Annotated in this window: 28 protein-coding genes; 14 read left to right on the top strand and 14 right to left on the bottom strand. The window is 66.9% G+C overall.

All coding sequences use genetic code 11. The features are described from left to right. Window position 1: 1 nt before the first annotated feature. Window positions 2-1,312 carry an MFS transporter gene (locus tag GGR48_RS05860; protein WP_183950936.1) on the bottom strand — a complete coding sequence of 437 codons (1,311 nt, stop codon included), beginning with the start codon at window positions 1,310-1,312 and terminating at the stop codon, window positions 2-4. Window positions 1,313-1,426: 114 nt separating this feature from the next. Here GGR48_RS05860 and pgsA point away from each other — a divergent pair, with 114 nt between their 5' ends. Genes pgsA through GGR48_RS05845 form a run of 3 tightly spaced genes read left to right on the top strand, consistent with a single transcriptional unit; the run spans window position 1,427 to window position 2,676 of the window. Next, window positions 1,427-1,981 (top strand): CDP-diacylglycerol--glycerol-3-phosphate 3-phosphatidyltransferase, encoded by a 555-nt coding sequence (pgsA, locus tag GGR48_RS05855; RefSeq protein ID WP_183950935.1) that lies wholly within the window; start codon window positions 1,427-1,429, stop codon window positions 1,979-1,981. Next, window positions 1,982-2,239, top strand: coding sequence for a molybdopterin converting factor subunit 1 (gene moaD / locus GGR48_RS05850; RefSeq protein WP_183950934.1), 258 nt, complete (start codon window positions 1,982-1,984; stop codon window positions 2,237-2,239). Next, window positions 2,236-2,676 carry a molybdenum cofactor biosynthesis protein MoaE gene (locus GGR48_RS05845; protein WP_183950933.1) on the top strand — a complete coding sequence of 147 codons (441 nt, stop codon included), beginning with the start codon at window positions 2,236-2,238 and terminating at the stop codon, window positions 2,674-2,676. The genes moaD and GGR48_RS05845 overlap by 4 nt, the downstream gene beginning before the upstream one ends. 50 nt (window positions 2,677-2,726) lie before the next feature. On the opposite strand, the gene GGR48_RS05840 is transcribed toward GGR48_RS05845, so the two are convergent. The 3 genes from GGR48_RS05840 to GGR48_RS05830 all read right to left on the bottom strand — a co-directional run bounded on the left by GGR48_RS05840 (window position 2,727) and on the right by GGR48_RS05830 (window position 5,037). After that, window positions 2,727-3,329, bottom strand: a complete 603-nt coding sequence (locus tag GGR48_RS05840; RefSeq protein WP_183950932.1) for a fasciclin domain-containing protein — start codon at window positions 3,327-3,329, stop codon at window positions 2,727-2,729. Between the two features lie 110 nt (window positions 3,330-3,439). Continuing rightward, window positions 3,440-4,063, bottom strand: coding sequence for a fasciclin domain-containing protein (locus tag GGR48_RS05835; RefSeq protein WP_240455967.1), 624 nt, complete (start codon window positions 4,061-4,063; stop codon window positions 3,440-3,442). Window positions 4,064-4,134: 71 nt separating this feature from the next. After that, on the bottom strand, window positions 4,135-5,037 hold the full coding sequence (locus GGR48_RS05830; protein ID WP_183950931.1) for a hydrogen peroxide-inducible genes activator: 903 nt from the start codon (window positions 5,035-5,037) through the stop codon (window positions 4,135-4,137). Window positions 5,038-5,194: 157 nt separating this feature from the next. Here GGR48_RS05830 and GGR48_RS05825 point away from each other — a divergent pair, with 157 nt between their 5' ends. After that, the gene (locus tag GGR48_RS05825; protein WP_183950930.1) at window positions 5,195-5,740 is read left to right on the top strand and encodes a peroxiredoxin; all 546 of its coding nucleotides are present in this window, start codon (window positions 5,195-5,197) and stop codon (window positions 5,738-5,740) included. A gap of 117 nt (window positions 5,741-5,857) precedes the next feature. Then, window positions 5,858-6,379, top strand: coding sequence for an alkylhydroperoxidase, AhpD family (gene ahpD / locus GGR48_RS05820; protein WP_183950929.1), 522 nt, complete (start codon window positions 5,858-5,860; stop codon window positions 6,377-6,379). A 48-nt stretch (window positions 6,380-6,427) separates the two neighbouring features. On the opposite strand, the gene GGR48_RS05815 is transcribed toward ahpD, so the two are convergent. Further along, window positions 6,428-7,189 (bottom strand): sulfite exporter TauE/SafE family protein, encoded by a 762-nt coding sequence (locus GGR48_RS05815; RefSeq protein WP_183950928.1) that lies wholly within the window; start codon window positions 7,187-7,189, stop codon window positions 6,428-6,430. Between the two features lie 168 nt (window positions 7,190-7,357). Here GGR48_RS05815 and epsC point away from each other — a divergent pair, with 168 nt between their 5' ends. Both epsC and GGR48_RS05805 read left to right on the top strand, forming a co-directional pair. After that, the gene (gene epsC / locus GGR48_RS05810) at window positions 7,358-8,041 is read left to right on the top strand and encodes a serine O-acetyltransferase EpsC (RefSeq protein WP_183950927.1); all 684 of its coding nucleotides are present in this window, start codon (window positions 7,358-7,360) and stop codon (window positions 8,039-8,041) included. After that, window positions 8,041-8,373, top strand: a complete 333-nt coding sequence (locus GGR48_RS05805) for a DUF2794 domain-containing protein (RefSeq protein ID WP_183950926.1) — start codon at window positions 8,041-8,043, stop codon at window positions 8,371-8,373. Before epsC ends, GGR48_RS05805 begins: the two co-directional genes overlap by 1 nt. A 69-nt stretch (window positions 8,374-8,442) precedes the next feature. Here GGR48_RS05805 and GGR48_RS05800 read toward each other — a convergent pair whose 3' ends face one another. From GGR48_RS05800 to GGR48_RS05765, 8 genes are all read right to left on the bottom strand, one after another. Further along, window positions 8,443-8,796, bottom strand: a complete 354-nt coding sequence (locus GGR48_RS05800) for a hypothetical protein (protein WP_183950925.1) — start codon at window positions 8,794-8,796, stop codon at window positions 8,443-8,445. Between the two features lie 138 nt (window positions 8,797-8,934). Then, window positions 8,935-9,627: a phosphate regulon transcriptional regulator PhoB gene (gene phoB / locus GGR48_RS05795; RefSeq protein ID WP_183950924.1), complete on the bottom strand. Its 693-nt coding sequence runs from the start codon at window positions 9,625-9,627 to the stop codon at window positions 8,935-8,937. Window positions 9,628-9,640: 13 nt separating this feature from the next. Further along, window positions 9,641-10,324 (bottom strand): phosphate signaling complex protein PhoU, encoded by a 684-nt coding sequence (phoU, locus tag GGR48_RS05790; RefSeq protein ID WP_183950923.1) that lies wholly within the window; start codon window positions 10,322-10,324, stop codon window positions 9,641-9,643. Between the two features lie 11 nt (window positions 10,325-10,335). Further along, window positions 10,336-11,100 (bottom strand): phosphate ABC transporter ATP-binding protein PstB, encoded by a 765-nt coding sequence (pstB, locus tag GGR48_RS05785; protein WP_183950990.1) that lies wholly within the window; start codon window positions 11,098-11,100, stop codon window positions 10,336-10,338. After that, window positions 11,094-12,308: a phosphate ABC transporter permease PstA gene (gene pstA / locus GGR48_RS05780; protein WP_183950991.1), complete on the bottom strand. Its 1,215-nt coding sequence runs from the start codon at window positions 12,306-12,308 to the stop codon at window positions 11,094-11,096. Before pstA ends, pstB begins: the two co-directional genes overlap by 7 nt. A 61-nt stretch (window positions 12,309-12,369) precedes the next feature. Continuing rightward, on the bottom strand, window positions 12,370-13,746 hold the full coding sequence (gene pstC / locus GGR48_RS05775) for a phosphate ABC transporter permease subunit PstC (RefSeq protein ID WP_183950922.1): 1,377 nt from the start codon (window positions 13,744-13,746) through the stop codon (window positions 12,370-12,372). Further along, complete coding sequence (locus GGR48_RS05770) at window positions 13,743-14,789, bottom strand: substrate-binding domain-containing protein (protein WP_183950921.1); 1,047 nt, start codon at window positions 14,787-14,789, stop codon at window positions 13,743-13,745. Before GGR48_RS05770 ends, pstC begins: the two co-directional genes overlap by 4 nt. 71 nt (window positions 14,790-14,860) lie before the next feature. Then, window positions 14,861-16,102: a sensor histidine kinase gene (locus tag GGR48_RS05765; protein ID WP_183950920.1), complete on the bottom strand. Its 1,242-nt coding sequence runs from the start codon at window positions 16,100-16,102 to the stop codon at window positions 14,861-14,863. A gap of 111 nt (window positions 16,103-16,213) precedes the next feature. On the opposite strand from GGR48_RS05765, the gene GGR48_RS05760 reads away from it, so the two are divergent. Genes GGR48_RS05760 through GGR48_RS05745 form a run of 4 tightly spaced genes read left to right on the top strand, consistent with a single transcriptional unit; the run spans window position 16,214 to window position 18,785 of the window. Beyond that, window positions 16,214-16,648, top strand: a complete 435-nt coding sequence (locus tag GGR48_RS05760) for a hypothetical protein (protein WP_409787109.1) — start codon at window positions 16,214-16,216, stop codon at window positions 16,646-16,648. A gap of 3 nt (window positions 16,649-16,651) precedes the next feature. Further along, complete coding sequence (locus tag GGR48_RS05755; RefSeq protein ID WP_183950919.1) at window positions 16,652-16,930, top strand: HPr-rel-A system PqqD family peptide chaperone; 279 nt, start codon at window positions 16,652-16,654, stop codon at window positions 16,928-16,930. After that, a complete protein-coding gene (locus GGR48_RS05750) occupies window positions 16,927-17,772 on the top strand; it encodes an HprK-related kinase A (protein WP_183950918.1) in 846 nt (281 codons plus the stop codon). The genes GGR48_RS05755 and GGR48_RS05750 overlap by 4 nt, the downstream gene beginning before the upstream one ends. Next, window positions 17,757-18,785 (top strand): nucleotidyltransferase domain-containing protein, encoded by a 1,029-nt coding sequence (locus GGR48_RS05745; protein ID WP_183950917.1) that lies wholly within the window; start codon window positions 17,757-17,759, stop codon window positions 18,783-18,785. Before GGR48_RS05750 ends, GGR48_RS05745 begins: the two co-directional genes overlap by 16 nt. Here the strand turns inward: GGR48_RS05745 and GGR48_RS05740 are convergent. Continuing rightward, window positions 18,745-19,437: an HAD-IA family hydrolase gene (locus GGR48_RS05740; protein ID WP_183950916.1), complete on the bottom strand. Its 693-nt coding sequence runs from the start codon at window positions 19,435-19,437 to the stop codon at window positions 18,745-18,747. The genes GGR48_RS05745 and GGR48_RS05740 overlap by 41 nt on opposite strands. A gap of 64 nt (window positions 19,438-19,501) precedes the next feature. On the opposite strand from GGR48_RS05740, the gene glmU reads away from it, so the two are divergent. The 3 genes from glmU to GGR48_RS05725 all read left to right on the top strand — a co-directional run bounded on the left by glmU (window position 19,502) and on the right by GGR48_RS05725 (window position 24,622). Then, window positions 19,502-20,866: a bifunctional UDP-N-acetylglucosamine diphosphorylase/glucosamine-1-phosphate N-acetyltransferase GlmU gene (gene glmU / locus GGR48_RS05735; protein WP_183950915.1), complete on the top strand. Its 1,365-nt coding sequence runs from the start codon at window positions 19,502-19,504 to the stop codon at window positions 20,864-20,866. A gap of 5 nt (window positions 20,867-20,871) precedes the next feature. Next, window positions 20,872-22,695 (top strand): glutamine--fructose-6-phosphate transaminase (isomerizing), encoded by a 1,824-nt coding sequence (glmS, locus tag GGR48_RS05730; RefSeq protein ID WP_183950914.1) that lies wholly within the window; start codon window positions 20,872-20,874, stop codon window positions 22,693-22,695. A gap of 76 nt (window positions 22,696-22,771) precedes the next feature. Further along, window positions 22,772-24,622 (top strand): putative bifunctional diguanylate cyclase/phosphodiesterase, encoded by a 1,851-nt coding sequence (locus GGR48_RS05725; protein ID WP_183950913.1) that lies wholly within the window; start codon window positions 22,772-22,774, stop codon window positions 24,620-24,622. Window positions 24,623-24,632: the final 10 nt, after the last annotated feature.

Here is a 24,632-nt window from a genome sequence, read left to right as displayed (position 1 = left end):
ATCAGGCGGCGTTGGGGCAGCCATCGTCGCAGGCGCGGTGCAGCCGCAGCGCCAGCCAGGCGGAGACGAGGCACATGCCCGCCACCAGGAACAGCATGTCCTGCGGCGTCACGCCCATCGCGCTGATCCCGAAGACACAAACCGATCCGATCGTCATCGCGAAGCAGTTGACGATGTTGTTCGCCGCCACGGTCCGCGCGGTCTGGTCCTTTTCCACGGTCGTCGTCAGGAACGCATAGAGCGGCACGACGAACATGCCCCCCGTCGTCGCGATGGCCAGCAAGGTCACCAGGATGCCGATGGCGCGCGGCTCGGCAAGGAAGCTCTGCCAGCTATACAGCGTGCCGGCCGGCGCGGGCGTCCAGTTCCGACAGAGGAACGAGAACAGCACCACGAACGCGCCCATCGCGATGACCGAGACGGGCGAGTAGCGCGCCGAAATCTCGCCCTTCAGCATCGTGTTGATCACCACCGATCCGATCGCGACCCCGACCGAGAAGATGGCGATGGCCAGGCTCGCGACCTCTTTGTCGGCGGTCAGCACGTTCTTCACCAATGGCGGGAAGACGATGATCAGCACCGAGCCGATCGTCCAGAAGAAGCTGATCGCGATGATCGCCAGGAACAGGCGACGGATATGGAGCGTCGCCGCGATCAGCCGCCACGAGGCGGTGAAAGGATTGTAGTTCAGCTTGAGCGGCGGGCCTTCGCGCGGGGCGGGGGGCACCATGCGGCCGGTGAACCATCCCAGCCCTGCCACGACGAGCACGCCGATCGCCGCCGCCTCGACCGGAATCCATCCCGCCGCGACCGTGCCGAGCAGGATCGCCAGATAGGTCCCCGCCTCGACCAGCCCGGTGCCGCCCAGCACGTCGCCGGGCTCCAGATGCTGGGGCAGGATGGCGTATTTGATCGGGCCGAAAAAGGTCGAATGGACACCCAGCGCCAGCACCGTACCCAGCATCAGCGCCAAGCCGGCGGTGGTATAGCCTGCCTTGGCGATCATCAGCCCGAACGCGCCGACCAGCATGATCGCGATCTCGACCGTCTTGACGATGCGAATGATGCGCGCCTTGTCATGGCTGTCCGCCAGCTGACCCGACAGCGCCGAAAGGAAGACGAAGGGCAGGATGGCCGCGCCGGTCGCGGCGGCGTTGAAATAGGACTCGGAGACCGGATCGGTGAAGATCGTGTAGGTGGCGAACAGCACCATCGACGTCTTGAACAGATTGTCGTTGAAAGCGCCGAGGAACTGGGTGGTGAACAGCGGCAGGAACCGGCGCCGCTTGAGAAGCCCGAGGGCATTGAGCATAACGAAAAATGGCCCGATCGTGGCAACAGGATGGCGACAACATAACCATGCGATGCCGCATCGCCAACCGCTTAAAGCGGTTTGTCATGGCCGGCCTTGTCGTTAGAAGGCGTTATGCTGACGCTGCCCAATCTGTTGACGCTCTCGCGTATCCTGGCCGTGCCGCTTCTGGCGGGGCTGTTATGGCGGCCCGAATGGGCGCTCGGCTATGGCATCGCTTTCGTCCTCTACTGCCTGATGGGCATCACCGATTATTTCGACGGCTATCTGGCGCGCGCCAATGGCGCGGTGTCGAAGCTGGGCATTTTTCTCGATCCCATCGCCGACAAGATTATGGTGGCCGCCGTCATCCTGGTGCTGGTCGCCGTGCAGGTGATCAGCGGCGCGAGCGTGATCGCCGGCCTGATCATCCTGCTGCGGGAGATCGCGGTATCGGGCCTTCGCGAGTTTCTGGCGCAGTTGCAGGTGTCGGTCCCCGTCTCGCGGTTGGCGAAGTGGAAGACGACGCTACAGCTGGTGGCGCTGGGCGGACTGATCCTGGGCGGGGCGCTGCCTGGTTGGCCCTGGGTGCAGACGGCGGCGCTCGCTGCGCTGTGGGCGGCGGCGGTGCTGACGCTGGTGACGGGCTGGGATTATCTGCGCGTCGGCCTCAAGCATATGGATAGCTGAATGCGTCTGACCGTCCTGTATTTCGCCTGGGTCCGAGAGCGGATCGGGCAGGCCGAGGAGGTCGTCACCGTGCCCGCCGAGGTGGCGACGGTCGCCGATCTGGTCGGCTGGCTGGCGGCGCGCGGCGGCGGCTATGCCGAGGCGATGGCCGCGCCCGAACGGTTGCGCGCCGCGATCGACCAGAACTTCGTCGGCCTCGACGCGTCGCTGGCCGGTGCGCGCGAAGTGGCGATATTTCCGCCGGTGACGGGCGGATGATCCGCGTTCACGTCTCACCCGATCCGATTGACATCGCGACCGAGATGACGCTGGCCGAGCGGCCAAAGGCCGGCGCGGTCGCCAGTTTTTGCGGGCTGGTCCGCGCGGACGATGGTGTCGACTGCCTCGAACTCGAACATTATCCCGGCGCGACCGAGGCCGCGCTGGAGCGGATCGCTGACCACGCCCTGGCCCGCTGGTCGCTGCAGGCGGCGACGATCGTCCACCGGGTCGGCCCTATGCGCCCCGGCGAGCGGATCGTCTTCGTCGCGGCCGCCGCGCCGCATCGTCGCGATGCGCTGGATGCGTGCGCTTATCTGATCGATCGGCTGAAGACCGATGCCCCGTTCTGGAAGCGTGAAACGCGGGACGGACAGGCAAGCTGGGTCGAAGCGCGTGAGAGCGATGCGGCCGCCGCCGAGCGCTGGCAGGCATGAAAAAAGGCGGGGCCGAAACCCCGCCTCCCCGATCTGACGACGGACCGTGATCAGCCGATCTTCGGCACGCTGATGCCGTTGGTCAGGTGGATCACGCCGTTGGTCGCGGGCACATCGGCCTTGTCGACATAGGCCTTCTGACCGTTCACGTCGGTCAGCATGACATTGCCGTTCGGGCCGAGCTGCGCCGTCAGCGGCTGGCCGGCCAGCGTCGTCAGCGTGGCGGTGCCGTTACCGGCGGTGATCTGCTGCTTCAGCTGGTCGGCGGTCACCTTGCCCGACACGACATGGTACTTCAGGATGGTCGCCAGCGCGGCCTTGTTCTCCGGCTTGCTCAGATTGTCGAGCGCGCCGGCCGGCATGCGGCTGAACGCCTCGTCGCTGGGGGCGAAGACGGTGAACGGACCCGGGCCGGACAGGTCCGCCGTCAGGCCGGCGGTGGTGACCAGCTTGGCGAGCGTGCTACGGTCGGGCGTCGCGGCCAGCACCTGGACGATCGTACCCGTGGCGACCGGGGCGGCCTGCGCCGGTGCAGCGGTGGCCGGGGCGGGCATGGTCTGCGCCGGGGCCGCGCCGGGGGCGGGGGCCGTCTGGGCCTGAGCGACGCCGGCCAGCATCGTGGCCGAGGCGAGAATGGCGACAGTCTTGATCATAAAAGCTTACTCCCACGATTGGCGGTGGAGCGCGAACGCTGCACACCACGCATGAAGAGACGAATGCCCGATCCGGGTGCGAAACGAGCATTCCGTGGGGAGTAACGTTCTTAATCCAGTTTTGGCACCAACACGCCGTTCACAATGTGGATCATGCCGTTCGCCTGGCGCAGATCGCCCGCCTCGATATAGCTTTTGTTGCCGCTCGCATCGGTCAGGGTGATGACCGATTGCGTCATGCTGAGCGTCAGCGGCTCGCCCTGTACGGTCATGATCGTCGCAGTGCCGCCGCCCGCCGCGATCCGCTGTTGCAGGTCGGAGACGGTGACGACGCCGGGCAGCATGTGGAAGCGCAGCAACCGGACGAGCGAGCCATGATTGGCGGGCTGGAGCAGCTGCTCCTGCACGCCGGGCGCAAGCCGCGAAAAGGCGGCGTTCGACGGCGCGAACAGCGTGTAGGGCCCGGGCCCCGCCAGGGTAGTGGCGAGCGAGGCGGCACGGATCGCGGCGACCAGCGACGACAGGGACGGTGTGGCGGCCGCGTTATCCAGGATCGTACGCGTCGGCGCCATCGGCTGGTCCGCCGTCACACCCTCATTGGTTGCCGCCGGGGCGGCGGTGGACGACGGCGTGGCGGGCACCTCCCGCGCGTCGCGCCCGCGTCCGCAGGCGCCGAGCATCACCAGCGCGGTGAGCGGCAACAGGGTCATCAGCGGCCGAATGTTCCGGGTCATGGGCCAGTCTCCTTCGAAGATGAATGACGATATCGGGTGCAAAGACGCCGCAATGCCCCGGCGGTTGCGTGTCAGGCGGCCTCCGCCAGCACCTGTGCCAGCAGGCGGAAGTCCTTTTCGCGGGGGCTGGCGCGGCGCCAGACCAGCGCGATCTTGCGGATGGCGTTCTCGGCATCCAGCGGACGCGCGGTGATATGGGTATTGTCCAGGATGCCCGAGCGCAGCGCCATTTCGGGCAACATGGTCATGCCCAGGCCATTGTCGACCATCTGCACGATCGTGTGCAGCGAGGTGCCCAGCATCGTCGCCTCGGCGCGCAATTCGGGGCGGTTGCAGGCCGCCAGCGCATGGTCCTTCAGGCAATGCCCGTCTTCCAGCAGCAGCAATCGGTTCTCGTCGATGTCCGCGGCCGGGAAGGCGGGGGGCGGGGTGTGATCCTCGTCGGTCGGGAAGGCGACGAACAACCGGTCGTCGAACAGCGGCTCGGCCGTCACTTCGCCGCACGCGAAGGGCAGCGCGAGCAGCACGCAGTCGGTGCGCCCATTGTGCAGTCGCTCGCAGGCCGGCGCGCTCGGCTCCTCGCGCAGGAACAGCTTGAGGTCGGGATAGTCGCGGCGCAGGCGCGGCAGGATGCGCGGCAGCATGAAGGGCGCGATGGTCGGGATGACCGACATGCGCATCTCGCCCGACAGCGGCCGGCCGGCAGCCCGCGCCATGTCGCCCAGTTCGTCCGCCTCGCGCAGCACCCGCCGCGCCTTGTCGGCGATCCGCTCGCCCAGCGGCGTGAAGCGCACCACCCGCCGCGTCCGCTCGACCAGGGTCACGCCGATCAGCGTTTCCAGCTCGCGCAGGCCCGCCGACAGGGTCGACTGGGTGACGAAGCAGGCATCGGCCGCACGCCCGAAATGGCCATGCTCCTGCAAGGCCACGAGATATTGAAGCTGTTTCAGTGTCGGTAGGTAGGTGGCGGCCATTGATCGTCTCAGTCGATTGCGATGTGACAAATAGCTTGTTGGATCAAAGGCGCCAGTCCCCATATCCGTCAGCGCGACGAATACAGGCGGTCCACCGCCGGCGCGTGCACAGAGGATGGCTGAAGCCGAATTTTGGGAAGAAATGGAGGCTATTGCCATGTTGACCGTTGGAGACAAGCTCCCCGCATTCACCGTTCCCGTCCAGCAGGGCACCAACGCGCTGCCCGCCGGCGAGACGATCAGCGACACCTCCTATGAGGGCAAGTGGAAGGTCCTGTTCTACTGGCCGAAGGACTTCACCTTCGTCTGCCCGACCGAGATCGTCGGCTATTCCGAGTTGAAGGGCGATTTCGAGGATCGTGACGCCGTGCTGATCGGCGCATCGACCGACACCGCCCACGTCCACCTGGCGTGGCGCAAGTCGGACCCGGATCTGGCCGCCGCCGATTTCCCCTGGATCGCAGACAATGGCCGCGTCCTGGCCGACGCGCTGGGCATCGTCGACAAGAATGAGCATGTCGCCTACCGCGCGACCTTCATCATCGATCCCGACAATGTCATCCAGCACGTCACGATCAACGGTCTGAACGTCGGTCGCAACCCGCAGGAAACCCTGCGCGTGCTCGATGCGCTGCAGACCGATGAGCTCTGCCCCTGCAACTGGAACAAGGGCGACGACGTCCTCCAGCTCGCGGCCGAGTAATCCTCGCGTCGGGGGGCGATCCCGTCCCCCGGCCCATCTTTTCGATGCCCCGGCGAGGGTTGTCGGTCGACACGACCGGCGGCCCGGACTGGGGCGTCGCGTATCTGGAGCATGAACATGTCGCTCAAGGAATTTGCCGGGCAGCTGCCCGATTTCGCCAAGGACATCCGGCTGAACGTCGGTTCGCTGCTGAACGAGGCGCTGCTGAACGATCAGCGCAAGTACGGTCTGCTGCTCACCTGCGCGCACGGCTCGGGCTACAAGCCGCTGGTCGAGGCGGCTGAGGCCGAGTGCACGCCCAAGCTGTCGCCCGAGGCGGCGACCGCCGCGCGCGCGGCGGCGGCGGTGATGGCGATGAACAATGTTTATTATCGCTTCACCCACCTGGCCGGGAACCAGGAATATCGCAACATGCCCGCCAAGCTGCGCATGAACGTGATCGGCGCGCCGGGCATCGACAAGATCGACTTCGAGCTGTTCAGCCTGGCGGTGTCGGCGATGAACGGCTGCGGCATGTGCATCGACGCGCATGAGGCGGTGCTGAAGAAGTCGGGCGTCTCGGCCGAAGTCATCCAGACCGCAGTCCGCATCGCGGCGGTGATGCAGGCGGTCGCCACCACCCACTCGGCGGTCGCCTGATCCTGCGCCGGTCGCCCCGCCATGGCGGCGGGGCGACCGGGCAAGGTCCTACTTGAACGCGTTGTAAAGGCCCCACAGGCTGGTCAGGGTCACGATGATCCCGACCATCAGCAGCAGCCGCTGCGGCGGTATCCGCTTGGCGAGCATCGCGCCGAACGGGGCCGCAAGCACGCCACCGATCAGCAGGCCGAGCGTCGCCATCGTAAAGGCGCCCCAGCCGAGCTGGGTGATGAACGTCGCCGAGATGGTGGCGGTCAGGAAGAATTCGGCGGTATTGACCGTACCGATCGTCAGGCGCGGCGTGGCACCCTGCGCCAGCAGGTTGGACGTGACGACCGGCCCCCAGCCACCGCCGCCGGCGGCGTCGAGGAAGCCGCCGATCAGGCCCAGCGGCTCGACGATCTTGGGCTCGCGGACATTGGGCCGATGCCGCAGCGCCCGCAGCAGGAGGTAGATGCCGATGCCGGTCAGATAGACCAGGATGAACGGCTTCACGACCGCCGCATCGATGTTCGACAGGACATAGGCGCCCAGCGCACCACCGATGACGCCGGGGATCATCAGACGCAGGAAAAGCTTCCAGTCGACATTGCGATGGACCGCGTGGCTGATCCCCGAAACCGCGGTGGTGAAGGTCTCGACGCTATGCACGCCGGCGGATGCGGCGGCGGGCGGGACGCCCAGGCTCATCAGCAGCGTGTTGGAAATCACGCCGAACGCCATGCCCAGAGCGCCATCGACCACCTGCGCGGCAAAGCCGACGCCGATGAACGGCAGGATATGGATCAGGTCGAAGCTGCTCAGGTCCATTGTATCTCCTTGCCCCTTGCCCGGAAGGGCGGTGATGCTTGGCCATGCCGTTTGACGCTATATCCTGCAACAAAGATAGACTTTAGGGGCATAGACCGGTTCCCGCGTTCCGCTGGAATTTGTCGAAGCCCGTGCCTAAATGCTCCTATCGCATATGGGGACATGCTCATGCCGAGCCGATTGGCCGCTTATCTCGATTCGATCCGGGCGCGTGACCCCGCGCCGCATTCGCGCGCCGAAATCCTGCTCTATCCGGGCGTCTGGGCGCTGGCGGGGCACAAGGTCGCGCATCGGCTGTATCGGTCGCGTGCCTTCTTCCTCGCGCGGCTGGTCAACCATTTCACCCGTTTCCTGACCGCGATCGACATTCATCCCGGGGCGAAGATCGGTCGCAACTTCTTCATCGATCATGGCTTCGTCGTGATCGGCGAGACCGCCGAGATCGGCGACGACGTGACCATCTATCAATGCGTGACGCTGGGCGGGACCAGTCCCGACAATGGCGTGGCGGGCAAGCGGCACCCGACGCTGATGGACGGCGCGATCGTCGGATCGGGCGCGCAGGTGCTGGGGCCGATCATCATCGGCCCGCGTGCGCGGGTTGGCGCCAACGCGGTGGTGACGCGCGACGTGCCCGAAGGCGCGGTCATGGTCGGTATTCCCGCCCGGCCCACGATCGTCGAGGGCGGCGCCGCGCCCGAGAAGCGCTTCGTCCCGTATGGCACGCCCTGTTCGGAACTGTTCGATCCGCAGACCCAGAAGGTCGAGAAGCTGCGCTGCGAACTCGATACGCTGCGTCGACAGCTCGACATGCTGCTCGCCGAGCAGGAAGAGAAGCGCGACCGCGCCTGATGGGGATCGTACCCTTTCCCAAGGCCCCCGGGCAGGTGGGGTTCGAGCGGGTCGAGCTGACTCGCATTCTCGACCTTTACGGCCGGATGGTCGCCGCCGGACATTGGCGCGATTATGCGATGGACATGGGGCGGGATGCGGCGGTGTTCTCCGCCTTTCGGCGCGCGGCCGAACGCCCCGAATATCGGATCGAGAAGCGGCCCGCGCTGCGCAACCGTCAGGGCATGTGGGCGCTGATCGGCGAGGGCGGCATGGTGCTGAAGCGGGGGCATGAACTGGGGCCGGTGCTCGCCCCCGTCGAACGCCGGCTGATGAAGCTGGTCGACGAATAAATCCCGTTTGCCATGAAAAACGCCGGCCCTCTAACGAGAGCCGGCGCATGTCGTTACTTTACAGGGCGATCACTTGCCGCCGCGCTGACGGCACTGGTCGAACTGACCCTTCTTGCAGATCGGATAGCTTTCCAGCGGTGCCGGGGCGGGGAAGGCCTGGGCCGGAGTCGGTGCCTGCTTGAAGACGACCGGCGCGCTGGGCTGCGGCGTACCGGCAAGCGCCGGCTGTGCGGGCTGATAGCCGCCGACCTGAGCACCCGCCGAGGCGTTGACGCCCGCCTGCGCCGACATGGTGCCGTCGGTCGTGCTGGTGCTGGCCTGACCCTGCATCTGGGTCTGGGCGGCCGCATCGGCCTGGGTCGTGTCCTGGGCAAAGACGGGGGCGGCGATCAGGGCCGTGGCCGCCAGAAAAACGAACTTCATGCGAATCTCCTGTTCAGAAGCGCAAGTGCGTTAGCGCGGTCAGGGGAACGCCCCACGCCGCCCTTGGCTCCCTCGTTTCGCTTCCGGCCCGATTCCGAACGCATTTTTCATCCGTTTTCGGACCGAAAGCGCAGGAGATCAGACTCCGGCGTCGAGCGAATAGCCGGCCGAGCGGACGGTGCGGATGATGTCGGGCCGGTCGCCGATATTGATCGCCTTGCGCAGCCGCCGGATATGCACGTCGACCGTCCGGCTCTCGATGTCCGAGTCGTGCCCCCATACCGCATCGAGCAGCCGCTCGCGCGAGAAGACCCAGCCCGGATGCTCCAGGAAATGCTTGAGCAGGCGGAACTCGGTCGGCCCGAGCGACACGACCTCGCCCGCGCGGCGGACCTTGTGACCCACCGTGTCCATCTCGATGTCGGCATAGACCAGCGCCTCGCCCGCAAGAGCCGGGCGTACCCGGCGCAGCACCGCGCCGACGCGCGCGACCAGTTCGCGGGGCGAGAAGGGCTTGGTCACGTAATCATCCGCCCCCGTCTCGAGCCCGCGTACCCGGTCCTCTTCCTCGCCGCGCGCGGTCAGCATGATGATCGGCACATTGGCGGTTTCGGGCGAGCGGCGCAGGCGGCGGCACACCTCGATCCCCGAAATCCCCTCGACCATCCAGTCGAGCAGGACGATGTCGGGCGTGTTCTCACGCGCCAGCAACAGCGCCTCCTCGCCATCGGGCGTGTGAACGACCTCGAAATCCTCGCGCTTGAAATGGAAGACGAGCAGTTCCGCCAGCGCGGCGTCGTCTTCGACCAGCAACATCTTTACCCGTGCCATGGTGCCTGTTCCCTCAAGAAGGCAAGGAGCCGCTGCGGTCACGCTCGCCCATTTGCGTGCCGGTGGCGGCGAAATAGACCATCTCCGCGACATTGGTCGCATGGTCGCCGATGCGTTCGAGATTCTTGGCGATGAACAGCAGGTGCGCGACCTGTCCGATCGTCTTGGGATTCTCGACCATATGGGTGACGAGCGTGCGGAAGATGGAATCGTAGAAATCGTCGAGCGCGTTGTCGCTGTCGCGGACCCGGATCGCCGCCTCGGCATCGCGCGCGGCAAAGGCGTCCAGCACGTCATGCACCATCGCCGAGGCAATCTTGGCCATGGCGGGCAGGATCGAGACGGGCTCGATCCGATCCTCACTCTCGATCATCGGCACGCGCTTGGCGATGTTCTTGGCATAGTCGCCGATCCGCTCGACGACGCTGGCGATCTTCAGCGCCGCGACGACTTCGCGCAGGTCGTTGGCCATCGGCGCGCGCAGCGCGATGGTGCGGACGGCCAGCCGCTCGACCTCGGCCTCGATCACGTCGATCGCCTTGTCGTCCTCGCGAACCTTGCGCGCCAGTTCCAGGTCGGAGCGTTGCAACGCCTTGATGGCATTGGCGATCGCCTCTTCGGCCAATCCGCCCATCTGGCCGATCAGCCCGCGCAGGCGGCCGATGTCGTTGTCGAAGGCTTTAACGGTGTGGTCCATGATCCTCGTCCTCAGCCGTATCGGCCGGTAATATAGTCCTTCGTCCGCTCTTCCTTCGGGTTCGTGAAGATGTCGGACGTGCGTCCATACTCGACGAGCGTGCCGAGATGGAAAAAGGCGGTGCGCTGCGACACGCGGGCCGCCTGCTGCATATTGTGGGTGACGATCGCGATGGCGTAGCGGCCGCGCAGGTCGTGGATCAGCTCCTCGATTCGCGCCGTCGCGATCGGGTCGAGCGCGCTGCACGGTTCGTCCATCAGGATAACCTCGGGGTCGACCGCGATGGCGCGCGCGATACACAGCCGCTGCTGCTGACCGCCCGACAGCGCGGTGCCGCTTTCGGAGAGGCGATCCTTCACCTCGTTCCACAGGCCGGCCCGCGTCAGCGACCGCTCGACGATGACGTCCAGCTCGGCCCGCGAGTTGGCCAGCCCATGGATGCGCGGGCCATAGGCGACATTTTCATAGATCGACTTGGGGAAGGGGTTGGGCTTCTGGAACACCATGCCGACCCGAGCGCGCAGCTGCACCACGTCCATTTCGGGCGCATAGATGTCCTGTCCGTCCAGCCGTACGTCACCCGACACCCGTGCCGAGGGGATGGTGTCGTTCATCCGGTTGAGCGTGCGCAGGAAGGTCGACTTGCCGCAGCCCGAGGGGCCGATGAACGCGATGACATGGTCCATGTCGACATCGATCGAGATGTCGTCGATCGCCTGCTTGGCGCCGTAAGACACGCTGACGTTGCGCGCGGTTATCTTGGGGATGCTCACCAGCGTGTCTCGAAGCGATTGCGGAGGTAGATGGCCAGCCCGTTCATCGCGAGCAGGAAGACCAGAAGGACGATGATCGCGGCCGAGGTCTTTTCGATGAAGCCCCGGTCGACCTGATCGGACCACAGGAAGATCTGGACCGGCAGCACCGTCGACGGATCGGTCAGCCCGCGCGGCGGCGCTGCGATGAAGGCGCGCATGCCGATCATCAGGAGCGGCGCGGTCTCGCCCAGCGCGCGGGCCATGCCGATGATCGTGCCGGTCAGGATGCCGGGCAGGGCGAGCGGCAGGACATGATGGAAGATCACCTGCACCCGCGACGCGCCCACCGCCAGTGCGGCGTCGCGGATCGACGGCGGCACCGCCTTGATCGCGTTGCGCCCGGCGATGACGATGACCGGCATGGTCATCAGCGCCAGCGTCAACCCGCCGACGAGCGGCGCCGAGCGCGGCAGCCCGAAGGTGTTGAGGAACACCGCGAGTCCGAGCAGGCCGAAGATGATCGAGGGCACCGCCGCCAGATTGTTGATCGACACCTCGATCAGATCGGTCCAGCGGTTCTTGGGCGCATATTCCTCAAGGTAAAGCGCGGCCAGCACCCCGATCGGGAAGGCGAGCGCGAGCGTGACCAGCATGGTCAGCAGCGATCCCTTGGCCGCTCCCCAGATGCCGACCCGCGTCGGGTCGGTCGCATCCGCATCAGTCAGGAAATTCCAGTTCCAGCCGGTCGACAGCACGCCCTGCGCCTTCAGCCGGGCGACCACCTGTTCGGCATCGGGCGTCCCTTCGCCCTTGGCGGCGACGTCAAAGGGGCTGGCGACCGGGAGGGTGAAGGTGACTGTGCGACGCAGGATCGCCGGGTCGGCCTTGATCGCATCACGCACCGCCAGCCATGCGCCCGGCGACAGCAGGTCGGCCCCGTCCCGTCCAAACCGCATCGTGGCGGCGGTATCGACCGCGTCTTCCAGCCCGGCGCCGGCCAGCGCCAGATCGGCGCTGCGGCCCTTCACGCGCGCCGGCTCGATCGGCAGGTCGGCGGCGGCGAGGTCGATCGGCAGCGTGATGGTTGTTTCGGTAAAACCGCGAATCCCTTGCGCGACCATCGTCACCAGCAGGAACGCCAGAAAGGCAGCGGACAAGGCGACGGCGGCGAGCCCCAGCAGGCGGAAGCGCCGCTCTGCGGCATAACGTCGGCGCAGACGTCGCGCCATGGCGGGGCTGTCCCACACCGTCGGGCGGACCGGCGCATCGGCCACGGGCAGGGACGGCCGCTTACTCATAGCTTTCCCGGTAACGCTTCACGACCGTCAGCGCGATGATGTTGAGGAGCAGCGTGATGACGAACAATGTCAGGCCCAGCGCGAAGGCGGCCAGCGTCTTGGGGCTGTCGAATTCGGCCTCGCCGGTCAGCAGGTCGACGATCTGGCGGGTGACGGTCGTCGTGCTGGCGAAGGGGTTGGCGGTCAGCGTCGCCACGCCGCTGGCGGCCATGACGACGATCATCGTCTCGCCGATCGCTCGGCTGACGGCCAGCAGGACGCCGCCGACGACACCCGGAAGAGCGGCGGGCAGCATGACGCGGGTGATCGTCTCCGACGGGGTCGCCCCCATGGCCAGGCTGCCGTCGCGCATCGCATTGGGCACGGCGGCCAGGCTGTCATCGGCCATGGACGAGACAAAGGGGATGATCATCACCCCCATGACCAGCCCGGCGGCGAGCGCGCTTTCCGACGAGGCCCAGTCGATGCCGATCGATACGGCGAATTGCCGCACCGCCGGCGCGACGGTCAGCGCCGCGAAATAGCCGTAGACGACGGTCGGGATGCCCGCGAGCACCTCCAGCACCGGCTTCATGATGCGGCGGGCGCGCGGCGCGGCATACTGGGTCAGGTAGATGGCGCTCAACAGGCCGAAGGGGATGGCGACCGCCATCGCGATCACCGCGCCGATGAAAAAGGTGCCCCAGAATAGCGGCACCGCGCCCAGCGACGCGCCGGGATCGCGCGGGTCGATGACCTGCGGACTCCAATGCGTGCCGAACAGAAAATCGGTGATCGGCACGACCGAAAAGAAGCGCCCCGCCTCATAAAGGAGCGATGCGACAATCCCGGCGGTGGTCAGGATCGCGATCAGCGACGCGCCGAGCAACAGCCCGAGGATGACCCGCTCGATCCGGGTCCGCGCGGAAAAGTCCGGGCGGACCCGCAGATAGGCATAGGTTCCGCCGGCCAGCGCCAGCATCAGCACGACCGCCGTCGCGATCCAGTCGACCCGCGCCTGCGCCGCGTCATAGGCGGGTGCCAGGGTACGGGACAGCGTATGGAAGGCCCCATGCGCGCGCCCGGCGGCCAGCGCCCGCGCCTCGGACAGGATCGCGGCGCGCTCGAACCCCGGAGGCGGCAGTTGCGCGGCGGCGGGCGTACCGAGCACCATGTCGGTAACCAGTGCTGGCGACGTCGCCGCCCAGATGGCGAGGAACAGCAAAGGCGGCGCGGCGGTCCATAGCGCGACATACCAGCCATGATGATGCGGCAGCGAACTGATCCGCGTGCCCAGCCGCCGCCGGAAACCCAGCGCGCGCATCCGCGAAACGGCCCAGGCGATCAGGCCGAGGCCGACGATCAGGATCAGGAGGACGATACCGTTCATGATGGCAGGGTCGCCGGATCGAGCACCGTCTCGCGCGTGATGATGGCCCGTGCCCGCGCTTGGATGGGGGCCGGTGATGCGATCAGGCCACGCCGCACCAGCGGGCCGTTCTGCCCCCAATTGTCGGCATAGAGGATCAGGAACTGGCGAAGACCGGGGATCGCGTCGAGATGCGCCTTCTTCACATAGACATAGAGCGGCCGCGATCCAGGATAGCGATCCTCGGCGATCGCCTGATAGCTGGGCATGACGCCATTGATCGCGACACCGTCGACGATGTGGCGGTTTTCCTCGAGATAGGAATAGCCGAAGATGCCGATCGCGTTGGGATTGGATTGCAGCTTTTGAACAATCAGATTGTCGTTCTCGCCGGCGTCGATATAGGCGCCGTCCTCGCGGATGCGGGTGCAGGTCCGGTGATGCGCCTCGGCATCCCGCCGGGCCAGCGCGGTTGCGCCGGGTTCCACCGCGTCACAACCACGGGTCATGATCAGCTCGGCGAGCGCGTCGCGCGTGCCGCTGGTCGCGGGCGGGCCATAGACCTGGATGGGAATGGCCGGCAGTGCGGGGTTCACGTCGCGCCAGGTGCGCGCACCGTTTACCCGCCCGCCGGGCCGGGCAGCGAGCGCGCGGTAGATGTCGGCGGTGGTCAGCGCCATGCGTGGACCGCGCTTGGATTCGGCAAAGGCGATGCCGTCGATACCGATCTGGACTTCAAGCAGCGCCTTCGCGCCGTGCGCGGCGCATTCGCGATATTCGCTCGCCTTCATGCGGCGCGAGGCGTTTTCGATGTCGGGATGGCCCGCACCGATCCCGGCGCAGAACAGCTTCATGCCAGCGCCCGTGCCCGTCGACTCGATCACCGGTGCCTTGGCGTCCGGATCAGCGGCGACGAAGCGCTCGGCGATGATCGTGGTGAAGGGATAGACCGTCGAGGACCCCACCGCCGTGATCTGGTCGCGCACGCCCGCACCGCCACCATTGGCCTGATCGTGACAGGCCGCCAGCGCGAACATCGCGGCGAATAGGCAGGGCAGGCGCATTCATTTCCTTGAGCCACCGGAACGGGTGTGGGCTGGCGCTGCCACGCTCACCATACCCCCGTGTGACATTTCTATTGCTCTTTTGTGACACCCGCCTCGGAAAGGCTTTTTGTGCTGGTCTTTAGCGGCGGCAGGCGCACCGTCACCGTCGTGCCGACACCCACTTCGCTCGCGATGTCCAGCCGCCCGCGATGCCGCTCGACGATATGCTTGACGATGGCGAGGCCAAGGCCGGTGCCGCCGATGCTGCGGCTGCGCCCCGAATCGACGCGATAGAAACGTTCGGTCAGCCGGGGGATATGGCCGGCGGCGATCCCTTCGCCCCGGTCGGCGACGCTCAGACGCAGCATGTCGCCGTCGCGCCCCAGCGTGACGCGGATCGGTGTGTCGGCCCGACCATATTTCATCGCATTGCCGATCAGATTGTGCAGCATCTGCGACAGCTGCGCCCGGTCGCCGGCGACGGGTGCCAGGTCCTCGCCCAGGTCGCAGGCAATGTCCTTGGCGCGCGGCGCGCCGGAGTCGAGAAACTCCTCCCAGACATCCTCGACCAGCTCAGCCAGATCGGTCGGCTGGGCGGGCTGGCGATATTTGTCGGCCTCGATCCGGCTCAGTGAGATCAGGTCCTCGACCAGCCGCTGCATCCGACGCGCCTCGTCGAACATGACCTTCAGGAAACGGGCGCGGATTTCGGGATCGTCACCGGCCTCGTCGCCCAGCGTCTCGATGAAGCCGAGGATCGAGGCGAGGGGAGTACGAAGCTCATGGCTGGCATTGGCGACGAAATCGACGCGCATCCGCTCGGCGGCGTCATGCGCGGTCTGGTCGATCAGATGGACGACGCGCTGGCCATTGGTGACATCGGCGACCCGCATGTCCCAACGATGGTCGAGCGACCCCAGTCCGACCAGTGAGATCGGCTGTTCGGGCTCGACCGGTCCGGCCGCCAGCAGGCGCTCGGCGGCGGCGGGGTGGCGGATGGCGATCCGGGCGTCCTCGCCGACGATATGCGCACCCAGCAGGGTGCGGGCGGCGCGGTTGGCCAGGATGACCCGACCCTCGTCGATCAGCAGGACCGGCTCGACGATCGCGTCCAGCGCTTCGGTGAGCAGCGGGGACAGCGGCGCGCCGTCCTCCTCGCCCGCGTCCTCGTCGTCCTCGTCCGTCTTCACGCCTTCGCTGGCGACCAGCGCGGCGGCGATCCCGCCGACCAGCGTGATGATGGCAGGGCCCGGTCCCCCCGACAGGAACACGACGACGGCCGCGACGACCGCCACGATGATGGCCCACAAGGTGCGAATGCCGAATCCCATGGCGCATCGATGTAGCGGGCGCGGGGCGGCCTGTCTTCCTCCCAGCTTGGGGCATATGGGCAGCGCCAGGTGCTTGTTCCGCCGCGGCGAATGTGGGACATCACCCGCGATATGGAAGAGATGCCGCCAACACCCTCTGAACATGGCGAACTGCCGCCCGCGACCGAGGCGCCGGCCGGCGGCGCGACCAGCCGGCGCGCGCTGATGCTGGGGGCACTGGGGGCGAGTACGGTGGTCGCGATCCGCCCCGCGCTGGCGCAGACGACGGGATCGGTGCTGACCTGCGAAATCCCGATCCCGGATCAGGCGCGGGCGGGCAGCTATATCGCGCTCGATGGTTCGACGGTGCCCGCGCGCACCCTGTTCGCCTTCGCGCCGCCCAGCCGCCCCTATACCGGCGAGGAGGTGAAGCGCGCGTTGCAGGGCGGCATGCTGCCCAACACCAATTACTTCAGCAACCAGGCCTATCTGAACTATATCCGGCGGTTGCAGCGCGGGCAGGGTGGTTTCACCTGCTACGCCTCGCTTCAGATGCCGGGTGGCTGATCCATGGCGGAGCCGCGCTATCGCACGGTGGCGGCGGATCTGATCCTGGTCGAGCCGCTGGACATCTTCACGGCGGTCTTCCACCGGCCCTCCGGCATCACCCATTTGTTGAGCGAGCCGGCGCCGCAGATCATGGAGGCGCTGGTGCCGGCACCGCTGACGCTGGCCGCACTGGTCCAGTTCCTGACGCAGCGTTTCGATCTGGACGCCGCCGACGCCGCCACGACCTTGCAGGCGCGGCTGGACGAGCTGGAAGCCGTGGGGCTGGTCGACCGTCTATGAGGCACGCGACGATCTTGCGGGTCGGCCCGGTCGGCTATCGTCTGGGTTCGGACTGGCGCGCGCCGATCGCCGCCATTGAGGCCCTGTACCGGGATTATCCCAAGCCCGATTTCGCCGACTATACGGTGCGGCTCGAGGCGGAGCATGTCTGGCGGCGCTGGATACGTCCATCGGTGCGGATCGGCGGCGATTACCGCCTGCCCGAGGCCGCGCCGCTGCCGCTGGGGCAGGGCCTGCTGGCGGCCGAACTGGGCATGAATTTGCAGATGGCATTGGGGCATCGTCGCCATCTGCTGCTGCACGCCGCCGTCGTCGAGCGCGACGGGCGGGCGGTCATCATGAGCGGCATATCCGGGGCGGGCAAATCGACGCTCGCGCTGTTGCTGGCCCAACAGGGCTGGCGCTTCCTGAGCGACGAGTTCGCGCTGATCGAGCCGGACACGGGGCTGGTCGTGCCCTTCCCACGTCCGGTCAGCCTGAAGAACGAAAGCCTGTCGGTCATTCCGGCGGGCAGCCGGGTGGGGCCGCTTCTGGCGGGTACGCCGAAGGGCGATATTCGCCATGTCGCGCCCAGCGTGGAAGCGCTCGCCGCCATGGATCGGCCGGCCAAGCCCGTTCTCATCCTCTTTCCTCGGTTCGGCTTTCCCGCCGCTACCCGCGTCTTGCCACCGGCCGAAAGCTTCGTGCGGCTGACCCAAGCCTCGACCAACTATGTCGCTCTGGGGGAAGCCGGTTTCCGCGCGATGGTCCGGCTGCGTTCGACGGTGCCGGCGATCGCGTTCGACTATCCCGACGGGCCGTCCGGTGTTGCGGCGGTCGAGGCGTTATGGGCCGCGCTGTGACGGCATCCGCGCGCCTCGTCGCCATGCTGCGCGATCCCGGCAATGCGCATGCACTCGGCCTTTCCGAGTGGATGGATGTCGTGACAGTCGCACGCGCCGAACTGCTGCTGGGGACGCTCGCCCATCGCCTTGACGGTCTGGCCGTAACGGCGGAGGTCCGGGCGGTCCTGGACGATGCCCGCGCCGAGGCATCGGAGGTGCGCCGTACCGCGCTATGGGAAGCCAATCGGGTCGCGCACGCTTTGGCGGGATTGGGCGTTCCGGTGATCCTGCTGAAGGGGACGGCGTTCGTGGCGGCGGGGCTGGCCGCCGGACAGGGACGATCGATCGGCGACTGCGACATCCTGCTGCCCAAGGCGGTCTTACCGGCCGCCGAGGCTGCCTTGGCCGAGGCGGGCTGGGAATGGGTGAAGCCCGACGCCTATGACGATCTCTATTATCGCCGCTGGATGCACGAGCTGCCGCCGCTGATCCACCGCGATCGCGACCGGATGCTGGATGTGCACCACACCATCCTTCCCCCGACCGCGCGGCCGACACCCGATGCGACGGCGTTGATCGCCGATGCCGTCCCCCTGGGCGGGGGGCTCGCCATATTGTCGCACAATGACATGCTGATTCACGCGGCCGCGCATCTCTTCGCCGATGGCGACCTGTCGGGGGGGCTGCGCAATCTGTGGGACATTCATGCGCTGGTCGTCGAGGGCGGAGCGGATGGTCTGGCCCAACGTGCGGCGCAGCATGGGCTGGGCTTTGCCGTCGACCGGGCCATGCGGCTGAGCCATGCGCTCTACGCCACGCCTGTCGCGCCACGCTGGCAGCGGCTGACGATCCCGGACCGGATTTTTCGGCGACGGATGCTGGCACGCGATGGCTGGGGGCGGGGGCGCCATCCTCTTACGCGACTGGCCTTCTACGTCCGGTCGCATCTGATCCGGATGCCGCTTCCGCTTCTGCTCCGCCACCTGTGGATCAAGTGGCGGAAGGGGAGAGCCGCTCCAGCGTCGGGATAAGCCCGGCATAGTCGTCGATGATCGCGTCGGCGCCCAGCTCCTCGACCGGCTGACTGAGAAAGCCGAAGCGGCAGGCGACGATCGGCAGGCCGGCGGCGCGCGCGGCCTGAACGTCGAAGATCGAGTCGCCGATAAAGGCCGCCCTGCCGCCGCCACACTGGTTGACCAGCGCCTGGATGGGAATCGGTGAAGGCTTGGCGACCCCCAGCGTATCGCCGCCGATGATCGCGGCGAACCGGTCGGCAAGACCCAGCCCCCCCAGGATCGCGCGCGCGAAGCGTTCGAGCTTGTTGGTCATGATCCCCATGGTCACGCCGCGCACGGCCAGTTCGTCGAGCGCGTCGAGCGCGCCGGGGAAGGGCGCGGTGTGCACCGCCAGATTCGCTTCATAATGGTCGAGCAGCCGGCGATGCAGCACATCCAGCGTCGCGTCGTCATGGCCGCCGGTCGCATCCAGCCCGTGCCGCAACATCGCGCGCGCACCGCCGCCGATCATTGGCTTGACCGCGTCAACGCTTAGCGGCGGGCGCCCGATCGAGCCCAGCGCGTGGTTGACGGCGGCGGCCAGATCGCCGCTCGTGTCGAGCAGGGTTCCGTCCAGATCGAACCCGACGATGGCGAAGGGGAAACGGTGACGTGAATAGCTGTCCATAATCGGGTCCCGGTGCAGTCTGCGGGCTGGCTTTGGCCGGAAATCCATGGCAGGCGCAACCGCCATGACGAGACCAGTCGCCGCCATCATCCTCGCCGCGGGCAAGGGCACCCGCATGAAGTCGGACCTGCACAAGGTCCTGCACCCCATTGCCGGGCGGTCGATGCTGCTCCACCTGATCGACAGCGTCGGGCGATTGTCGCCCGAACGTGTCGTCGTCGTCACGGGTGCGGGCCGCGAACAGGTCGAGGCGGCGGTCGCGCCGCTGGGCGTCGGCACCGCGCTTCAGGCGGAGCAGCTCGGCACCGGCCATGCGGTGGCGCAGGCGCGGGATGCGCTGGCGGGCTTCGATGGCGATGTGCTGATCCTTTACGGCGATGTGCCGCTGGTCGAGACCGCGACGATGAAGCGGATGATCGACCGGTTGAGCGAAGCCGACCGACCCGCCGCCGTCGTTCTCGGCTTCCGCCCGAGCGATCCTGCGGCTTACGGCCGGGTCATCGCCGACGCCGATGGCCGGATCGACCGCATGGTCGAGTTCAAGGATGCCAGCACCGAAGAGCGTGCCGTAACGCTTTGCAATTCCGGACTGATGGCGGTTCGCTCCGAGGATCTGTTCGGCCTGCTCGACCGGGTCGGCAACGATAATGCGGCTGGCGAATATTATCTGCCCGACATCGTCATGCTGGCAGCGGGCGATGGCCGGCACTCGGCGGTGATCGAAACCGGGGCGGGCGAGGTCGCGGGCGTCAACAGTCGCGGCGAACTGGCGGTGGTCGAGGGCGACTGGCAGCAGCGCCGGCGCATGCGTGCCATGACCGAAGGCGCGACGCTGATCGCGCCCGATACCGTGTGGTTCTCGCACGACACCCTGATCGGGCGGGACGTGGTGATCGAGCCGCATGTCGTCTTCGGCCCCGGTGTGACGGTCGCCGATGGCGTCACCATCCACGCCTTCAGCCATCTGGAGGGCGCCAAGGTCGCGACCGGTGCGGACATCGGTCCCTATGCGCGGCTTCGCCCTGGCGCCGACGTCCGAGAGGGCGCACGGGTCGGCAATTTCGTGGAGATGAAGAAGGCCGTTCTCGGTCCCGGCGCCAAGGCCAATCACCTGACCTATCTCGGTGATGCCGAGGTCGGGGCGGGGGCCAATATCGGTGCGGGCACGATCACCTGCAATTATGACGGCTTCCTCAAATATCGCACCGTGATCGGCGAGGGGGCGTTCATCGGCTCCAATTCGGCGCTGGTCGCGCCGGTGACGATCGGGGCCGGTGCCATTGTCGGCGCGGGCGCGGTGGTGACGAGCGATGTCGAGGCCGATGCGCTCGCGCTGGTTCGCGCCGAGCGTCAGACCAAGGCCGGTTGGGCCAAGCGTTTTCGGGATATGATGACGGCCAAGAAGGCCGCGAAGAAGGCTGGGGAGTAAGACTTATGTGCGGTATCGTGGGAATCCTGGGCGGCGAGGATGTCGCCGAGCGTCTGCTCGATGGCCTGCGCCGTCTGGAGTATCGCGGATATGACTCCGCCGGCATCGCGACGATCGACGATGGTTCGATCGAGCGGCGGCGCGCCTCGGGCAAGCTGGTCAACCTGGCGCGCGAGCTGGCCGAACATCCGCTGCCCGGCACGATCGGCATTGCGCACACCCGCTGGGCGACGCATGGCGGGCCGACCACCAACAACGCCCACCCCCATGCCACCGATCATGTCGCGGTCGTGCACAACGGCATCATCGAGAATTTCAAGGCGCTGCGCGAAGAATTGACGGCGCGCGGCCGCGTCTTCACCAGCGAGACCGATACCGAAGTCGTCGCGCATCTCGTCAGCGAGAAGGTCGAGCAGGGGCTGGACGCCGTCGCTGCCGTCCGCGAGATCCTGCCCCGCCTGCACGGCGCCTTCGCACTCGCCATCCTGTTCCGCGACCAGCCCGATCTGCTGATCGGCGCACGGCTCGGCTCGCCCCTGGTCGTCGGATACGGCGATGACGAGACCTATCTCGGCTCGGACGCGCTGGCGCTCGCGCCGCTGACGCAGCGTATCGCCTATCTCGACGAGGGCGACTGGGTCGTCTGCACCCGCGAAGGCGCGCAGGTCTATGACCGTGACAACAACCCGGTCGACCGTCCGGTCACGATCTCGGGCGTCACCGGCGCGCTGATCGACAAGGGCAATCACCGCCACTTCATGCAGAAGGAAATCTACGAGCAGCCGATCGTCGTCGCTCAGACGCTGCGCTCGTATCTCCAGCGGCTGGAGGGGCAGATCGCGCTGCCCATCCCCGACTTCGACCTGTCGGGGATCAAGCGCGTCACCATCGTCGCCTGCGGCACCAGCTTCTATGCGGGCATGGTCGCCAAATATTGGTTCGAACAGTTCGCGCGCGTGCCGGTCGACATCGATGTCGCCTCCGAGTTCCGCTACCGCACCCCGGTGATGGAGCCAGGCGGCCTGATGATCGTCATCAGCCAGTCGGGCGAGACCGCCGATACGCTCGCCGCGCTGCGCCACGCCAAGAGCGAGGGGCAGACGATCGCGGCGGTGGTCAACGTGCCCACCAGTTCGATGGCGCGCGAGGCCGACCTGCTGCTCCCCACCCATGCCGGGCCGGAGATCGGCGTCGCCTCGACCAAGGCGTTCACCTGCCAGCTCAGCGTGCTCGCCGCACTGGCCGCCAACCTGGCCAAGGCCAAGGGGCGGCTGAGCGTCGACGAGGAAAAGCAGATCGTCCGCCACCTCGCCGAAGCCCCCGCCGCGATCAACGGCGCGCTGGCCTATGACGAAGCGATCGAGGGCATGGCGGGTGCCATCGCGGGTGCGCGCGACGTCCTGTATCTCGGTCGCGGCACCGACTATCCGCTGGCGCTCGAGGGCGCACTGAAGCTGAAGGAGATCAGTTACATCCATGCCGAGGGCTATGCCGCCGGCGAGATGAAGCACGGCCCCATCGCGCTGATCGACGAATCGGTGCCGGTCATCGTCATCGCGCCGTCGGGGCCCTTGTTCGAAAAGACCGTGTCGAACATGCAGGAGGTGCAGGCGCGCGGCGGCAAGGTCGTGCTGATCTCCGACTATGACGGGATCGAGGCGGCAGGCGAGGGCTGCATCGCCACGATCACCATGCCCAAGGTCCATCCGCTGATCGCGCCGATCGTCTATGCGGTCCCGGTCCAGCTGCTCGCCTATCATGTCGCGGTGGCCAAGGGCACCGACGTCGATCAACCGCGCAACCTGGCAAAGAGTGTAACCGTCGAATAACTGTCCATTTACGTCAGATTAAACGTCTATGGTTACCATCGCTTTCGTAAAGTAGCGTGAGAGTGATGGTAACCGGATGCGTATTCTGATCGTCGACGACGAAGCGGCCGTTCATGCCAGCTATGACCGTTGCTTCTCGCCTGTTCCGCAGCCCGCCGACACAGGGCAGCGCGCGGCCGAAGCCGATACGATCGAGGACATCCATCACTGCTTCCAAGGCGAGGAGGCGGTGGCCGAGGTCGCCCGCGCGCTGGCGACGGATCGGCCCTTCGCGGTCGCCTTCATCGACATTCGCATGCCCCCGGGGATCGACGGCCGCGAGACGGCGCGTCGTATCCGCCAGCTCGATCCCGACATTCATCTGGTGATCGTCACCGGATACACTGACTTCACCCCCGCCGAGATCAGCCAGGTCGCCGGCCCGGCCGACAAGATTTTCTACATCGCCAAGCCCTTCGCGCCTGCCGAGGTGTCGCAGACCGCGATCGCGCTGTGCCGACGCTGGCAGAATGACCGCGAACTGGCCGAGGCGCGCGCGCAATTGGCCGCGCAGGTCGTCGCGCTGGAGGAGAAATCGGCCGAGCTTCGCGCCAATGAGAGCCGCGCGATGCACATCGCGATGCATGACGCGCTGACCGACGCCCCCAACCGCTCGGCCTTTCTGCGCGGTCTCGCCGAGCGCGGGCGCATGCCCGGCCGCTTCGTCACCGCGATGCTCGATCTCGATCGGTTCAAGCTGGTCAACGATACGCTTGGTCATCTGGCGGGTGACGAGCTGATCCGGGAGGTCTGCGCGACCCTTCAGCACGCCGCCCCGGAAGGCGCGCTGGTGGCGCGGCTCGGCGGCGACGAGTTCGGGATCATTTTCGATATGGCCGACGAGAGCGTCGCGATCGCCGCCTGCGAACGCATCGTCACCGCCTGCGCCAAGACCTTCAGCATCCTGGGCCACTCCGTACGCTGTGGCGCGTCCTGCGGACTGGTGATGAGCGACGAGGCGGGCGAGCGTGATCCGACCGACCTCGTGCGTCGCGCGGACATGGCGCTCAATGATGCCAAGCGCTCCGGACGGGGTATCGTCCGGCTGTTCGACGAACAGATGGACGAGGGTATTCGCGTTCGTCGTCTGGTGGAGGCCGGCCTGACCCAGGCCATCGCGCGCGACGAACTGACCCTGGTCTTTCAGCCGATCGTCGGGCGCGGCGACCTGAGTATCGCGGGGTTCGAGGCGCTGGTCCGCTGGCACAGTCCGGAACATGGCGCGGTCAGTCCCGCGATCTTCATCCCGATCGCCGAGGAGAGCAACCTGATCCACCAACTGGGCGACTGGGTGCTCGACGAAGCGCTGGCGCAGGTGCGGCATTGGCCGGATCAATATGTCTCGGTCAATTTCAGCCCGGTGCAGTTTCGCCGGTCGCACTTTGTCGGCCATATCCTCGACAGCGTCCGCCGCGCCGGCGTCGACCCCGCCCGGGTCCAGATCGAGATCACGGAAACCGCGATCTTCGACGACGCCGAACGCGCCGCGCAGACCCTGTGCGAATTGCGCAAGCTGGGCTTCCGCATCGCGCTCGATGACTTCGGGACGGGCTATTCCAGCCTCTACAATATCCGCAAATTCGCGCTCGATTGCCTGAAGATCGATCGTAGCTTCATCGACGGCATGGGACGTGAGCGCGAGTCGGCGGCCATCGTCCATTCGATCATCCACCTCGGCCGCGCGCTGGGCCTGGGAGTTGTGGCGGAGGGCGTCGAGACCGAGGCGCAGGCCCAGGCGTTGCGGGTCGCGGGTGCCAGCCACTTGCAGGGGTTCCTGTTCTCGCGCCCCGTCGCGCCCTGCGAAGCCCGCAAGCTCGCCGCGCGGCGCGCCTTGCCGATGATGCCCGTGCCATCGGACGAGGCGGTGGCCGTCAGCGTTCTCGCCTGACGCGCGGTCC

The sequence above is a fragment of the Sphingomonas pseudosanguinis genome (assembly GCF_014196255.1).
GTDB classification, from domain to species: Bacteria; Pseudomonadota; Alphaproteobacteria; order Sphingomonadales; family Sphingomonadaceae; genus Sphingomonas; species Sphingomonas pseudosanguinis.
Note: the sequence above shows the minus strand (reverse complement) of the source record. Positions and strands in the feature narration are given on the sequence as shown.